This is a genomic window from Arthrobacter sp. N199823, assembly GCF_002929705.1.
In the GTDB taxonomy this organism is placed as follows: Bacteria; Actinomycetota; Actinomycetes; order Actinomycetales; family Micrococcaceae; genus Specibacter.
On record NZ_PJIN01000011.1, the window covers coordinates 1 to 14,587 of the forward strand.

General features: G+C 57.7%; 12 protein-coding genes and 1 tRNA gene. 8 read left to right on the forward strand and 5 right to left on the reverse strand.

Annotation, left to right across the window (positions count from 1 at the left end; all coding sequences use genetic code 11):
• Nucleotides 1–375: 375 nt before the first annotated feature.
• Nucleotides 376–750: a phage holin family protein gene (locus CXQ93_RS17300; RefSeq protein ID WP_104111670.1), complete on the reverse strand. Its 375-nt coding sequence runs from the start codon at nt 748–750 to the stop codon at nt 376–378.
• 1,025 nt (nt 751–1,775) lie between these two features.
• A tRNA-Leu gene (locus CXQ93_RS17310) sits at nt 1,776–1,858 on the reverse strand.
• 396 nt (nt 1,859–2,254) lie between these two features.
• Between CXQ93_RS17310 and CXQ93_RS17315 the strand changes: the two genes are divergently transcribed.
• The 7 genes from CXQ93_RS17315 to pknB all read left to right on the forward strand — a co-directional run bounded on the left by CXQ93_RS17315 (nt 2,255) and on the right by pknB (nt 11,951).
• The gene (locus CXQ93_RS17315) at nt 2,255–3,064 is read left to right on the forward strand and encodes a DUF3662 and FHA domain-containing protein (protein WP_104111672.1); all 810 of its coding nucleotides are present in this window, start codon (nt 2,255–2,257) and stop codon (nt 3,062–3,064) included.
• A complete protein-coding gene (locus CXQ93_RS17320; RefSeq protein WP_104111673.1) occupies nt 3,061–3,546 on the forward strand; it encodes an FHA domain-containing protein in 486 nt (161 codons plus the stop codon). The genes CXQ93_RS17315 and CXQ93_RS17320 overlap by 4 nt, the downstream gene beginning before the upstream one ends.
• Nucleotide 3,547: 1 nt before the next feature.
• On the forward strand, nt 3,548–5,290 hold the full coding sequence (locus CXQ93_RS17325) for a PP2C family serine/threonine-protein phosphatase (protein WP_104111674.1): 1,743 nt from the start codon (nt 3,548–3,550) through the stop codon (nt 5,288–5,290).
• Nucleotides 5,287–6,690, forward strand: coding sequence for an FtsW/RodA/SpoVE family cell cycle protein (locus CXQ93_RS17330; RefSeq protein ID WP_104111675.1), 1,404 nt, complete (start codon nt 5,287–5,289; stop codon nt 6,688–6,690). The genes CXQ93_RS17325 and CXQ93_RS17330 overlap by 4 nt, the downstream gene beginning before the upstream one ends.
• Nucleotides 6,687–8,141 carry a penicillin-binding transpeptidase domain-containing protein gene (locus tag CXQ93_RS17335; RefSeq protein ID WP_104111676.1) on the forward strand — a complete coding sequence of 485 codons (1,455 nt, stop codon included), beginning with the start codon at nt 6,687–6,689 and terminating at the stop codon, nt 8,139–8,141. Before CXQ93_RS17330 ends, CXQ93_RS17335 begins: the two co-directional genes overlap by 4 nt.
• Nucleotides 8,138–9,949: a protein kinase gene (locus CXQ93_RS17340; protein ID WP_104111677.1), complete on the forward strand. Its 1,812-nt coding sequence runs from the start codon at nt 8,138–8,140 to the stop codon at nt 9,947–9,949. The genes CXQ93_RS17335 and CXQ93_RS17340 overlap by 4 nt, the downstream gene beginning before the upstream one ends.
• A gap of 76 nt (nt 9,950–10,025) precedes the next feature.
• On the forward strand, nt 10,026–11,951 hold the full coding sequence (pknB, locus tag CXQ93_RS17345; protein WP_104111678.1) for a Stk1 family PASTA domain-containing Ser/Thr kinase: 1,926 nt from the start codon (nt 10,026–10,028) through the stop codon (nt 11,949–11,951).
• Nucleotides 11,952–11,999: 48 nt separating this feature from the next.
• Here the strand turns inward: pknB and CXQ93_RS17350 are convergent, their stop codons facing one another.
• Both CXQ93_RS17350 and CXQ93_RS17355 read right to left on the reverse strand, forming a co-directional pair.
• Entirely contained in the window at nt 12,000–12,638 is a 639-nt protein-coding gene (locus tag CXQ93_RS17350) for an aminodeoxychorismate/anthranilate synthase component II (RefSeq protein ID WP_104111679.1), read from the reverse strand.
• 168 nt (nt 12,639–12,806) lie between these two features.
• A complete protein-coding gene (locus CXQ93_RS17355) occupies nt 12,807–13,700 on the reverse strand; it encodes a class E sortase (protein ID WP_104111680.1) in 894 nt (297 codons plus the stop codon).
• 155 nt (nt 13,701–13,855) lie between these two features.
• On the opposite strand from CXQ93_RS17355, the gene CXQ93_RS17360 reads away from it, so the two are divergent.
• Entirely contained in the window at nt 13,856–14,110 is a 255-nt protein-coding gene (locus tag CXQ93_RS17360) for a cell division protein CrgA (protein WP_104111681.1), read from the forward strand.
• Between the two features lie 3 nt (nt 14,111–14,113).
• On the opposite strand, the gene CXQ93_RS17365 is transcribed toward CXQ93_RS17360, so the two are convergent.
• The gene (locus tag CXQ93_RS17365) at nt 14,114–14,416 is read right to left on the reverse strand and encodes a hypothetical protein (RefSeq protein ID WP_104111682.1); all 303 of its coding nucleotides are present in this window, start codon (nt 14,414–14,416) and stop codon (nt 14,114–14,116) included.
• Nucleotides 14,417–14,587 lie beyond the last annotated feature (171 nt).

The window sequence follows — 14,587 nt, forward strand, 5'->3', positions numbered from 1 at the left end:
CAACCAAATAACCAATTCAATATAAATAAATTGGTATCAATAAAACTTGGCACACTATTGAGTTCTCAAACAACAACCACACCCAGCCAACACATACACAAACCAAACAGTCCGTGACGATCAGTGCCGAGGCAACTTTTCAAGCTTACCCGAAACATTTCAACAAAGCAAATCCACTAAACCGTGAACCACACCATCAAAACAAGAGAAGTAACCAGCAAAACCGGCCACAAAACTCGGGCTTTACGTTCCCCCATCAACCGGGGCAACTCGAAAAACAATACACTCTTTCGGGGTTCGAGGCAAACCCAAGGCCATCGTCAGCTGGCCACGCCGTCCCGCCGATCCCGGGATGCCAAGATCAAGCTTGTACCGCTACTTGGCAGCACTCTTCAATACGTACTTAGGCACCAGCACTGCACAGAGCCCAGTGATAGCCCAGATGACTAGCGCGGCAATGATCCAAGTAAAGAAGCCATGAATACTGATGCCACCAAAGAACATGCTGGCAATAACCAATGCCAGCCAGGTGGATACAAGCGATGCCAGACCGGCAAGTGTTGGTGTGTATTTAGTGGCCAGCTTGGCGACTATCCTCTCAAGAACCGACTGTGCAACCGTAAAGACAACCACTGCGGTAACCAGCCCACCAAGATGTAGGGAGAAGCGGGGCAGGATCAGTGCAGCAAGCATAATCGCGACAGCCGAACTGCCTAGCTGGACGCCAATGCCAATCAATAGGTTCTTCATGTCCTGATCTTATGCTGTGAAGCGATACGCCAGGTCGCGATTTCCTAGAGTCTTATCAGTGGTCCTAAGAACGATCCCAGCCAACAAAGCCGAGTTCCCTGTTAGATCACGCAGTTGGCTCACGTACATGAGCTTTTCAGAATACTGCGGCGAGTACCTCGCCCTAGATAGCCCCAGTAGTAGGTGTCCGATTTGGTCAGTCGGCAGGAGCGCCTCCAACGTCATACTCCAACACTGAGGAACGATAATGGACCGGTTCCTCTATATACAGTCCTATATATACGTCGCAGAGGTACTGCCCTAACAATCCTGGCCAGTGGCCTTCCCGACAGAACATCTGCCCACCTCTGGACTCTGGCCAGTGATCTTGTCCGCCATTCCGCAGATCCACGAGACCGCCTGAGTGGTTATTGCTTCTAGTGCTGACCGTATATAGAGGACTCGACAGCAAGGGGGATAGGCGCAGCCGATCCTTGGACGAGCCAATGGTCAAAAGTGTGTATCGAATTTCCGTTTGTTCGGCGATGATGCTGGCCGTCGAGGTTTCAGCAAGACGGCAGAGTTCAGCGCGTTACAGTCCTGGATCACCGGCAAGAGCTCTCAAGACGCCCATGCCGGCTCTACTCGGACGCTCCTGCACAGAGTGCAGCGTGCATGGTGTTGGAACGCGGCCCCCGCAATCGCCAGCAGCCACGGAAGAGCACCTGGTGATCATGTAGTTGCATGGCGGTGTGATCGGGAACCTCGCTGGGAGACGTTCTTGAAGGACCGCACCTACGCGAATAAGAACAGCGGAAGCCCCCTCATGCCCCGGACACCAGCTACCAAGACTGCAACCGAATCCCTCAAGGATTGCCCGGAAGAAGCCACCGACCTCCCCGGGCTATGCACGCTTTATGGTCGCCAAACCGCTGGCCCCAGTTTAGAGCAACACCGAGTCAGTTAGCCACAGAACTGAAAACAGGTATCAGAGACAACAAAAAACCCCGGTGGAACCATTGGTTCCACCGGGGTTTTCAAAAACGTGCGCGAGGGGGGATTTGAACCCCCACGCCCTTTCGGACACTGGCACCTGAAGCCAGCGCGTCTGCCGTTCCGCCACTCGCGCGTTTTTCGCTACTCACTGGTTCGTCTTTCAACTTTCAGTGGAACAGCGAGATCAAGCATATAGGACATATTGCCAAATCACCTAAACGAGGGTCTCCGGTGCCCGTTCAGACACTAGAATTGGAGGAATCAAGGGGCAATATCCCCCTAGATCACGCGGAAATTCTACGTTGAAAAAAGTTTTTGTCAGCCTCATGCCTAGGTAGGAAATTTCCCACATCCGGTCCATCTAATAGGGCTATTCCAAGACTCCGGCAGTAGTATCAACTTTGAACTAGGTTGCCCGCAGCGCGGACGACGCTCAGGCTGCGCTCTCCACGCACAGCCGTTTCAAGAATTTTGGCAACACCCCTTGCCACAGCAACACAGGCAGCAACACAGGAAGAGAGGAGAGCTTATGGGATTGTTTGACAACGTTGAAAAGGGCATTGAAAAGGCAGTACGTGGCGCCTTCTCCCTAGGTTCCAAGTCATTGCAGCCAGTTGAGGTGGCAAGTGCACTTCGTCGCGAGCTTGATGACAAAGCCATGACGTTGGATGCCGGGCGAACCTTGGCACCCAATGTTTTTAACATCGAGCTCGGAGATGCCGACTTTGATCGTGCGCGCTCTTGGGGCATCTCGCTGGCCGAAGAACTGTGCGACGTAGTCATCAACCATGCGCGTAGCCAAGGGTACGTGCTCCAGGGCCCTGTCAGAGTGGCATTCAACCACCACCAAGATCTGCGCCCCGGGCAGTTCGACGTCACTTCTTCCACACAGAAGGAACACGTGGGTGGGCCTCAGCACCCGACACCGAAAAGTCCAGCCCGCCCCCCGGCGCGGCCCACTCAAGGGCCCGGCACCGCGAAGGCTGCGCCCGGCCAGTCCGTGCCCGTCTACAAACGCCAGACTCCGGCGGCCCAAGGCCAACCCGTTCTGGACATTGACGGACAGCGGTATGCACTGAATGCGAGCTCCATTGTTCTGGGCCGTTCCTCTGAAGCAGACATTCTGATCGACGACACCGGCGTCTCGAGAAAACATCTGGAAATTCGCTGCGAAGCCGGATCCAACACCGCCGTGGACCTTGGTTCAACCAATGGCAGCTTCGTTGACGGTCACCGCGTCCAGGGCAGCACCGAGCTCCATAACGGCTCAAGCATCACAATGGGCCGAACAGAAATTATTTTCCGTATTTTGCCTCTACGCGGCGGTGGTCAGCGATGAACGATCTTAGTCTTGTAGTCACCATCTTGCGTTTCGGCTTCCTGTTGCTGATGTGGATCATGGTTTTCAGTGTTGTTGCGGCCATGCGACGCGACCTGGTCATTGGCCGAAAGGCCAAGGTTGGCGAGCCAACGGCCCGGCAGGCACGCAAGCATCCCGAACTTATCGATGAAGCGCCGCCGGCAAAGCTCCAAGCCCGCCAGCTCGTTGTCACCGAGGGCCCCTTGACCGGAACCACCCTCGAACTGACAGGCATCCCCATTCTGCTGGGACGCGCGCAGGAAGCCACCTTGGTACTCGAGGATGATTACGCGTCGGGCCGCCACGCGCGCCTGTTCCCCCAAGGCACCCGCTGGTTTATTGAAGACCTTGGCTCCACCAATGGAACATTCCTTGGCGGCACCGCGTTGACGCGTGCCCTCCCCGTGGAACTCGGGGTCCCTGTGCGGATCGGCAAAACGGTCATCGAATTGAGGCCGTGACATGGGCGAATACCCTCTGGTTCTGCGCTACGCAGCCAGATCCCATGTGGGTCTGGTCCGCGCCAAAAATGATGACTCCGCCTACGCTGGCGAGCATCTAGCCGTAGTGGCCGACGGCATGGGTGGCCATGCTGGCGGCGATGTCGCCAGCGCCTCCACGGTTCTGGATCTAGTCCATCTGGACCATAATCACCATGAGGACGACGCAGGCACTCACCTCGCCGATGAAATCCAGACGGCAAATTCCCTCCTGTCTGAGCTGGTCCACGTGAATCCGAAACTGGCTGGCATGGGAACCACAGTGACAGCTCTGCTGCTTTCCGGCGAGCGATTAGCTTATGCCCACATTGGTGACTCACGTGCCTATCGCCTCAAGGACGGCACCTTTGAGCAGATGAGCACCGACCACACCTTTGTTCAGCGCATGATTGACGAAGGTCGCATGACCGAGGCCGAGGCCGAGGTTCACCCGCACAAGAACGTCCTGATGCGTGTGCTCGGCGACGTGGATGCTTCCCCCGAACTGGATCTGAAGTACTTCGATGCCGAGCCCGGGGAGCGTTGGCTCCTGTGCTCCGACGGGTTGAATTTTGTCCGCCCTGCCATGGTCGAAGAGGTCATTAGGCACACCAAGTCATTGGCCACGGCCGCGGACACCCTCATTGACCTGACCCTTGCGGCAGGTTCACCCGACAACGTCACGGTGGTTGTCTTCGACATTGTTGAAGCCAACCCGGACCAGACCCAAACTGCTGCACTTGAAGCCGTGGACGTCGCGTTGCCCGTCTCCAACGCCGCTGGGATGTCCACCACTGAAGATCCCGAGGACCAAGAAGAGTACGACGGCGATCAGGAACCTCTCGCTGTGACCGATGGCCCCGCTGCGGTGGGGGACGTTGACGAGGAAACGGGCACTGCGGATGTCCTGTACTCATCCAAGAGTGACGAAGAGGAACCGGAGTCCGCCGCGCTCGATTCGCATATTCGTGCCGCTGCCATTCGCAGAGAGCTTTCGGAACGCAAACACGAGCTTGTTGGATCTGCCTTGACAGCCAATGAAGAGGGGCGGATTCCGCTTCTCACCAAACCACACACTGCCCATCGCGCCGCAACCGTACTAACCCACAAACCAGCTACTGAGCCTGCTCTCGTGGAGGACACTGAAGTGTCCCTTCCTCGGATTCGCCAACGCCCGTTGGTCTTGGCCATTGTTGGCTTCCTTGCCGCCCTGGCTATCGTCGCAGGATCATGGGCAGCCTACGCATGGACCCAGACCCAGTATTTTGTGGGCGTGAACAATGGAAATGTAGCAATATTCCAAGGTGTCTCGCAGTCACTTGGCCCCATTTCACTCTCTCACCTATACCAGGAGACGGAAGTGAAGGTTGATTCACTGCCTGGCTATTCTCAGCAGCTAGTTGCATCCACTGTGCCAGCATCAACGCTCAGCAATGCTGAACAGATCATCAGCGACCTTCAGCTGGGTACGGGCACGAGCCTGCCACCCTGTGAGCTCCTTGAGACTCCTCCGGCAACCACCCCAACAACAACGGAAACTGCCACGGCTGGTTCAAGCGCTCCTGCCACCACTGCGCCGTCGGCAAAGCCTTCAGTAAAACCCTCGGCACAGGCCACAACAACACCCAGCGCTGCTCCAAGTGCGGGTAGCACCACCAGTCCTTCAACCACCGCTACCGCTACATCACAGGCGCAGCCCACCTGCATCCCCGGAGGTGGAAAATGAGCCAGTTGATGACCGTGGCCAAACCGCGCCGCAATACTGAACTACTCTTACTGGTCCTGGCCCTTGGCCTTTCCGCCATGGCAAATGCCTTGGTGAATTTGAATCTGGGCCGCAGTTTCGACAACGATTTTTACTCGCAAATTGCGATTTTGGCCGTCTTGTCCATTGCTTTCCATGTGGTTCTTCGGCTCCGGGCCAAGTATGCCGATCCGGTCATATTGCCGGTTGTAGTTGCGCTCAATGGCATTGGCCTAGCAGTTATCCACCGACTGGACATCACCTCCGGTCTCAGGGATGCGACGCGCCAGTGGATGTGGACAAGCCTGGCCGTTGTGGCCGCCATTACTGTCCTGTGGTTCCTGCGCGACCATCGAATTCTGCGTCGCTACACCTATATTTCACTGCTGGTCTCAGTGGTCCTACTCATCCTTCCACTGGTACCTGGAATTTCCGCAGGCAGCGTCTTCGGCGCTACCGTATGGATTTCGATTGGTCCATTCACGTTCCAGCCCGGTGAAGTCGCCAAAATTACGCTCGCTATATTCTTTGCAGGGTACTTATCCTCCAATCGCGATCTGATCCTGCTTGCAGGTAAGAAGATAGGCCCGCTGCAGCTGCCGCGTGTGCGAGATCTTGCACCGATGATCGTGGCCTGGCTAGCCAGTGTTGGTGTTCTGGTCTTCCAGCGCGATCTTGGTTCCTCCATCCTGTTCTTCGGCTTGTTTATGGTCATGATCTACGTGGCCACAAGCCGGGTCAGCTGGATACTTATTGGTGTAGCCCTCATGGCCGTGGGTGGCTTTGCTGCCTACCAGATCTTCCCGCACGTGGCCCGGCGTATTGACGTATGGATTAACGCTTTTGACCCCGCCTACATTGGTGCCGACTACGGGAGTTTCCAAGTCGTCGAAGGCCTGTTTGGTTTGGCCAACGGCGGCCTTATGGGCACCGGTCTGGGGCAGGGCTCACCGGATCAGCTGCCCGTGGCCAATAGCGACATGATCATTGCTGTTATTGGCGAAGAGCTTGGCTTGATCGGACTCTTCGCGATCCTGTGCCTCTATGCACTGTTGATTGCGCGCGGATTCCGAGCAGCACTGGGCACCCGCGATGCCTTCGGCAAGCTGTTGGCTGTGGGCCTATCCTTCGCCGTGGCATTGCAGTGCTTCATCATCATCGGCGGCGTGACACGGCTCATCCCACTGACGGGCCTAACAACACCGTTCCTGTCTGCCGGAGGGTCCTCCCTCTTGGCTAACTGGATCATTGTGGCCCTGATCCTGAAGATTTCGGATGCGGCCAGACGGCCTATTGACGTCTCATCCATGTCGACAAAGTCGGCAAGCATTAATTCCAATGCCCCCACCGATGAAACTCAAAAGGAGGTGCCTTCACCATGAATGCCGCCATTCGCAATTCCTGGATAGTAGCCATCGCCTTGTTTGCGCTACTTTTTGGCTCTATCTCATACGTGCAGTTCTTTGCCGTGGACTCTCTCAAAGACAACCCCAGTAACCAGCGTCAGCTCGTCAAGAGCTTTTGCAGCGCTCGGGGACCCATTTTGGTTGACGGCCAGGCCATTGCCGAGTCAGTTGCCACAAACACTGACTGCAAGTACCAGCGGACTTACAAGGATCCGGAGTTGTACGCCGGCCTCACGGGCTTCTTCAGTAAGTGGTCCGGCCAGTACGGCATTGAAGCTGCCATGAGCCCGGAACTCACGGGAAATTCAGACGATGCCCTGTTCGATCGCATTTCACAGATATTTACCGGGGAGCAGCCCCAAGGCCGCTCGGTGGAGCTCACCATTGATTCAAAGATCCAACGGCTGGCCCTTGACATGATCCCCGATGACATTGGCGGATCCATTGTGGTTCAGAACCCTAAGACTGGTGCCATTATTGCCATGGCTTCCAAGCCCACCTACGACACCAACTTAATGGCCACCCACGTCAAGAAGGACTTTGACGCCTCGATGGCGGAGTTGGTCAAAGTCCCCGGGATCAACCTCTTCGGCTCATCAGCCTACAAGCAGGTCTATGCCCCAGGCTCCGTCTTCAAGATCATCGATACCGCTGCGGCTTTGGAGTCCGGGAAATATAACAAGGACAGCATACTTCCAAATCCAGCTCAGTTGACCTTTCCTGGCATGGACTACGCGCTGCCCAACTACGCATACGGCCAGTGCTACACCAAGGACAAGGCCTCCTTCGCCTTCGCACTGGAGAACTCCTGCAACACACCTTTCGCCAGCATTGCGTTGGATCTGGGCCAAGATGCCATCACTGCCCAAGCTGAAAAGTTTGGCTTCAATGACTCTTCGCTTTCCTTCCCTGCGTCGGTGGAGCCAAGCCGCTTCCCAGGTAGCCAAGGGGCACTTGATGCTGCCGGATTGGCCCAAAGCGCCATTGGCCAGCTCAATGTTGTTGCAACGCCCTTGCAGATTTCCATGATGACCGCCGCCATTGCCAATGGCGGCGAGCAAATGGCCCCCAATTTGGTAAAAACGGTCCGGACTCCGGATCTCAAGACGGTTTCCAGCCTCACCCCAGAGGTCCTCCGCAAATCCACGACGCCGGAAGTCGCCTCCCAGATCACCGATTGGATGGTCAGTGTGGTGGACAACGGCATTGCCTCGGCGGCAGGTGTACCCGGCGTCAAGGTCGCTGGCAAAACAGGTACCGCAGAACTCGGAGATGGTTTGAACAACGCATGGTTTACCGGATTCGCTCCGGCCGATGATCCACAGGTGGTTGTCACCATCGTCATGCCGGGGGTAGACGTTCCCACCGGCGCACAACTTACAAGTCCCAATGCAAGCAAACTCTTCAAGGCGGTGTTGAACAAGTGAGGCCTACTTCTGGTATCACCTTAGGCGGCAGGTTCCAACTCACATCACGCATTGCCATTGGCGGCATGGGTGAAGTGTGGAAGGCGCAAGATTTAGTCTTGGGCCGGATCGTTGCCATTAAAATCCTCAAGGATGAGTACACGGGGGATCCCGGCTTCCGCGCCAGGTTCCGGGCAGAGGCCAAGCACACTGCCCTGCTCAACCACGAGGGGATTGCCAACGTCTTTGACTATGGCGAAGAAGATGGCTCAGCATACTTAGTCATGGAATTGGTTCCCGGCGAGCCACTCTCCAGCATGATCGAGCGCGAGCGGGTGCTCTCTGCCGACTGGACGCTCTCGATGATCGCCCAGACGGCCCGCGCCCTTGCCGCCGCCCACGCACAGGGCTTGGTGCACCGGGATGTAAAGCCTGGCAACTTGCTTATTACCCCTGAGGGCAAGGTGAAGATCACCGACTTCGGTATCGCTCGCTTGGCTGATCAGGTGCCGCTGACTCAGACCGGTCAAGTCATGGGCACTGCCCAGTACTTGGCGCCGGAACAGGCCACAGGTCAGATTGCAACCGGATCAAGTGATATATATGCCCTTGGCGTTATAGGTTATGAGTGCATGACGGGGCATCGTCCGTTCTCCGGCGAATCCCAGATTGCCATTGCCTTGGCCCAGGTCAACGATGCTCCGCCACCACTGCCCGACACGCTCCCAACACCCGTACGGGCATTGCTTATGTCCATGCTGGCCAAGGAACCTGCCAACCGTCCGTCTAACGCTTTGAAGTTGGCTGAAGCCGCCGACGCAATTCGCGCAGGCGATGTCAAGGCTGCCCATGCCGCCGTACCCGGGATGCTTTTGTTTGAAGCCACAACCGGCCCCATCACTGCCCCCGTAGACATCAACGCGACGGCTCCCACCTCCGTGGTCAGCAGCATTTCCGAACCCAACACCACCGCGCTTCCCACCATCTCCGACGATGCGCCGGATAGCGCCGGCGCACCCACCCGCTCAGAGATCCTCGGCGCCGAGCGTGCCTGGCAGGCGGAGCACGACGACGAGGACGCTTTGGTCCCAGAGGAAGACGACGCTCCTCCCGCGGCACCCGCCAAGAAGGGCCGCAGCCCGTGGACGTGGCCCATGGTGGGCCTGATCATCCTGCTGGTCTTTGCGGTTGGTGCCCTGCTGCTGCAAAACACGAACCTCTTTGGCGGCAGTCCCGAAGCCACGGCAACGAATACTGCCACCCAGTCCGCTACGCCGTCCGCGCCTCCCACCACAACGGAGGCACCGACTCCCACTGAGGAATCCCAGCCTGCCACCTCGGAAGCACCTGAGCAGGTTGACGTCATCAGCAACCAACTCGTGGGCAAGTCCTTCGACGAAGTCAATACCCTGTTGACGGGACAGGGGCTGTTGGTGGATCGGGCCGAGGCATTCAGTGCAACCGTTCCCGAGGGCAATGTGATCTCCGTCAGCCCGACGGGTTTGCAGCCCGTAGAAGCCACCATCACTGTCACAGTATCCAAGGGTCCTGAGCCGGCTGCGCAGACAACTGTCCCTTCATTTGCCGGCGTGACAGGTGACGCCTATGACCAGGCACTGGTGGCAGCAAAACTGATCCCGAACCGACTCACTCAGGAATCTGACTCCGTCCCTGAGGGCAACGTCATTGCCGTCGATCCACAGGCCGGAAAGCAAGTGGACGAACAGACGACCGTGACCTATTACGTTTCCACCGGTCCGGCCCCGGCAGAAGAAACCACGCCGGCTCCGGTCCCCACTCCGGCTTCGGCAGAAACCCCAGCGCCGTAATCCTTCCCCAGCCCGGCGTTCCCTAAACCAGCATTCCCCAACCCCACACCTACCCAGAAAGGACCAACTGATACTTATGAATATTCCGCGCGTCCTCAATGACAGGTACGAGATTGGTGAATTGCTGGGCCGTGGGGGCATGGCTGATGTGTATAAAGCTCGCGACACGCGCCTTGGCCGAACTGTCGCCATCAAGTTGCTCCGCGCCGACGTGGCTCGTGATTCACACCTGCACGCACGCTTTCGCCGCGAGGCGCAGGCAGTTGCGGGTCTGAACCACCCGGCCATCGTTGCTGTGTACGACACAGGCGAACATGTCACGTCCGAGCATGCTGGAGACAGTGCACATGTTCCCTACATAGTCATGGAATATGTTCATGGCAAGACGTTGCGCGATCTGATCCGCAGTAAGAGCATCACCACGGATCAAGCCCTGGAGTACTCCAGTGGCGTACTGGCGGCCCTTGATTACAGCCACCGTGCAGGCGTAATCCACCGAGATATTAAGCCGGCCAACGTCATGGTCACCGAGGATGAACACGGTGTCCTGGGGACGGTCAAGGTTATGGATTTTGGCATCGCGCGAACCATCTCCGATTCTGCAGCCACCATGACCCAGACCCAGACCGTCATGGGGACTGCTCAGTATCTCTCGCCGGAACAGGCGCGCGGCGAGAGCGTCGACGCCCGGAGTGACCTATATTCTGCCGCCTGCCTGCTGTACGAGATGCTCGCGGGACGGCCTCCCTTTACTGGTGATTCACCCGTCTCGGTGGCCTACCAACATGTGCGCGAACTACCCCCCGTGCCCAGCACCTTCAACCCACAGCTGGACCCAGCCCTGGACGCATTGCTTATGCGTGCGCTGCAGAAGGACCGGAATCAGCGTTTCCAGGACGCGGCATCCTTCCGTCGCGCTCTGCGTGCTGCCGGCACTGGCGTCATGCCCTCTCCCGGACAGGTGCAGCAGCCCACCGAAGCCTCTGCCGACGAGACTACAGTGATCGCGGCCGTCGCTGAACCGCTGACGGCGGCACCTCTCCGCGACAAGCACGACGCCGGCCCCTCTAGCCGCGCCATGGCCAAGGTCATGGCCGGGGGAGCTTTAACCACTGACGACGGCGAACCAGAGCAGGCTCATGACCTCGCCCCTGCTGTCAAGCGGCGCCGTCGAGCCTGGATGGTGACGCTCTTCGTGGTTGTCGCCCTTATGCTCGGTGGTGGCGCCGTAGTGGGTTACACCCTGTTGAATCAGCAACCGGCTGCTATTGCCCAGGAAACCATCCCTTCTCTGGCAGGGATGTCCAAGGACGATGCCATGTTTCGCTTGGACGCCTTGGGCATGGATGTCAGTAGCACGGAGGAGTTCTCTGCCGTGGATAAAGGCACCGTGATCCGCACGTATCCCGCTGCGGGGACCCTGACAGAATTAGGCACCGCGGTGGAAGTGTTCATTTCCAAGGGACCATCCGAGGTGGCTATTCCCAAGGATGTTGCCGGCAGGACCGACGGCGATGTGCGCCAGAATCTGGTAGATCTTGGCCTGCTCGTAAAGTCCAGCGATCTTGTTAATGACGGCTCGATCGGCGCTAATCTGGTGGTCACCACGGATCCGGCGCCCGGCGAGAGCGTGCCCGTCGGGACTAGTGTCACCATCAAGGTCTCCACCGGTCAGGTAGCAATGCCGTCCCTGTTCGACCTGACGAAGGAGCCGGACCAGGTCAAGAAAGCCGTTACTGATGCCCTGAAGAATGTTTCGGAGCATCTGGAGGTTACTTTTGAGGAATCCGAGAACTCTGTGGTGACTCCGGGTATGGTGACAGGGCAGTCCATCGAGGCAGGCGCACTGGTGGCACAGCGTACGACGGTGGTTGTGACCTTGGCAAAGGCGCCGCCGGAACCAACCCCGACGCCCACTCCCACGCCTTCAGAGACCAAGTCGCCGAAGGCCAAGACCGTGCCCACGGATTCAGCCCCGGCCAAGCCTCCAAAGAAGCCCTAGCGCCACCAACAGCGCCCGCTGCTAGTGAGGCCTGGCTCCCAGTGACGCTCAGCTGTTGATGAGCGGGCTCAAAGTCGCCGCCTTGGCGACAGCACCAACTTCTCCAAGTGACTCGAGCCAATTGCCCAACATGGTGTAACCGCCTTCGGTGAGAACAGATTCCGGATGGAACTGGACCCCACACAAAGGTGCGGTCTTGTGCGCCAAACCCATGATCACGCCATCGGCCGTCTCTGCCGTGACCTCGAGGACCTCCGGAATGCTGGCCGGAACAGCGGACAGCGAATGGTAACGAGTGGCGATGACGGGGCTGGGCAGACCGGCAAAAACACTGGCGCCACGGTGATGGACCTCGCTGGTCTTGCCGTGCATGAGCTGCTGGGCGTGGGTGACCACACCTCCGTATGCTTCGGCCAGCGCTTGATGACCCAAGCAAACGCCCAACATGGGTTTGTTGTTACTCCCGCACCACTTGATCAGTTCGATGCATACCCCAGCTTCAGCGGGGGTGCCGGGGCCGGGGGACACCAGTACGCCGTCGCGCGTGCCAGCCAATTCCACCGCTTCAGCCAAGGTGACGTCGTCATTGCGGACAACGGTAGTTTCGGCACCCAGTTGCTGCAGGTAGCCAACCAGCGTGTAGACAAAGCTGTCGTAATTATCTATGACAAGAATCCGCACTGCCATGTCAGACTCCACCACCAATCGTTGAATCATTTAGAGGGTTGAATTGGGAGAGCCAGGGAAACACAAACTGCATTAATACCAGCACTATGGCGACCACAAAGAGAATGGTCGTGATGATGCGGAACCACAACGGTCCCGGCAGATTTCTAAAGATCCAGCCGTACATGCTCAGCCTTTCCCGTTCTGATTCGCTGCAACTTGGGCGGCAATTTCTGCTGGTGGACCCGCACTAGCCGGCTGCCAGGATTCCATCACTGAGTAGCTGATGATGCGCTCCTCCGCTCCAAAACGCGGATTACAGCTGGTCATGGTCATGAAACGTTCAGTTGGTGCAACGCCCGGTTGTGTGGGGACGGGAGCAATGACGTCGCCACGGTTCGGCATAACAATTTGATTGTTGCGGAAAACGTACGTGTAGTAGCCATCGTTGGTCTGGACGTAGATCTTGTCTCCCGGGACCAGTGTGTGTACCGCGTCCAAGACGGCGCCGTGGGTTTGCCTATGCCCTGCTACGGCGAAGTTGCCCACCTCGCCCGGCATGGCTGAACTGTCGTAGCGACCCAATCCGAGGGTATCGAGCTGGGCCGGGGCTGTGCCTTCAACCAGGGGCCTGCTGTAGGTCTGGCCAAACCGGGGAATGTAGACCACGCCAAATACGGTACTTGGCTGCTCTGGAGCGGCCATGACTTTCGGGACACCGTAATCAACGGGGGGCGCGTCAGGGGCTGGGGGAGTCACAGGGCCCTGGAAGTCCTGCGCAAATTGGGAGACGGCAGCCTGTTGGGCGGTGTTGGCTTCAATGTTGGTCCACCACAGTTCCCACACCACAAACAACAGCAAGATCACGCCGCAGGTAATAAGCAGTTCGCCGATGATCTGGATGAGCGTGCGGAAGAAGCCCTGTTTGGGCCGCTTGGCCCGCTGTCGCTGGGCTGATCGCTTATTTCGCCGACGTACATTTTCATTACCGGTGATGAGTTCCTCAACACCCACAGCTGATTCGACATGGCTAGGCGATCGAACCACGCGGGTCTCCTGACTGAACTTGAGCGGTAATGTCATGCAATCTGCAGCTGCGTTAAATACAGCTAGAATTACGTCAACAATACCGGCAGTTCACGGCCTTGGAATAATTACCCCAGCAACGTCACAGGCAATGGACAGCCCACACCCATCGAAGTGGTCGTTTTCCCCGATCACAATGTCAAGGAGCTCCTGTGCCTGAGTCAAAATCGCGTCGCCGCCCCACCAAAGGTCCGGCCGAGACGCCGTCCAGCAAGGCACAGCAACCCAACGCCGTTTGGTTCGTCCCCGTCATGGTCACCTTGATGCTCTTGGGCTTGGCTTGGATCATCACTTACTACATCTCTGATGGCCGCTTCCCCATCCCGAACATCCAAAACTGGAACATCGGCATCGGCTTCGCCATTGCTCTGGCCGGGTTCATGATGACAACGCGCTGGCGCAGCTAGCCTTCAGTCTTTGGACCCATCGCCTAGATCACTTTCACTGTAGTGACCCTTAGGATCCCCTGCGGCACGGCCCGGTACATCTCCGGCCGTGCCGTAGTCGGCTTCAACGAACCTTCCACGCTCAGTGTCTTCGGTAGCCTCTTCTGTGCCTGCCGGCCCGTAGTCGCCTTCAATATAACGCCCCTCAGGATCGGTTGAGTGGTGCTCTTCCTCGGAACCGGCCTTGCCGTATGAGCCTTGGACGTACCGCCCGTGGCTCTCATCCTGCTTCGAATCTTGCTGCTTGGACTCGTCTTGCTCAGACATGTTGCCGCCCTACCTTTCACAGCGCCAGAACTTGCCGCCGATTGGTGTGCCCGAGTGCTGCTTGTAGTTCCACTGTAGCCCGGAGCTGACGTTCTGGACAGGACACTGATCTGGCACTAATAGGCTCTGCCAAGCGGCTCTATCCGAGCGTAGTGATGACCTCTGTCAGAG

Coding starts and splice junctions, on each gene's coding strand:
- CXQ93_RS17300 (WP_104111670.1), bottom strand. CDS start 750: ATGAAGAACCTATTGATTGGCATTGGCGTCCAGCTAGGCAGTTCGGCT.
- CXQ93_RS17315 (WP_104111672.1), top strand. CDS start 2,255: ATGGGATTGTTTGACAACGTTGAAAAGGGCATTGAAAAGGCAGTACGT.
- CXQ93_RS17320 (WP_104111673.1), top strand. CDS start 3,061: ATGAACGATCTTAGTCTTGTAGTCACCATCTTGCGTTTCGGCTTCCTG.
- CXQ93_RS17325 (WP_104111674.1), top strand. CDS start 3,548: ATGGGCGAATACCCTCTGGTTCTGCGCTACGCAGCCAGATCCCATGTG.
- CXQ93_RS17330 (WP_104111675.1), top strand. CDS start 5,287: ATGAGCCAGTTGATGACCGTGGCCAAACCGCGCCGCAATACTGAACTA.
- CXQ93_RS17335 (WP_104111676.1), top strand. CDS start 6,687: ATGAATGCCGCCATTCGCAATTCCTGGATAGTAGCCATCGCCTTGTTT.
- pknB (WP_104111678.1), top strand. CDS start 10,026: ATGAATATTCCGCGCGTCCTCAATGACAGGTACGAGATTGGTGAATTG.
- CXQ93_RS17350 (WP_104111679.1), bottom strand. CDS start 12,638: ATGGCAGTGCGGATTCTTGTCATAGATAATTACGACAGCTTTGTCTAC.
- CXQ93_RS17355 (WP_104111680.1), bottom strand. CDS start 13,700: ATGACATTACCGCTCAAGTTCAGTCAGGAGACCCGCGTGGTTCGATCG.
- CXQ93_RS17365 (WP_104111682.1), bottom strand. CDS start 14,416: ATGTCTGAGCAAGACGAGTCCAAGCAGCAAGATTCGAAGCAGGATGAG.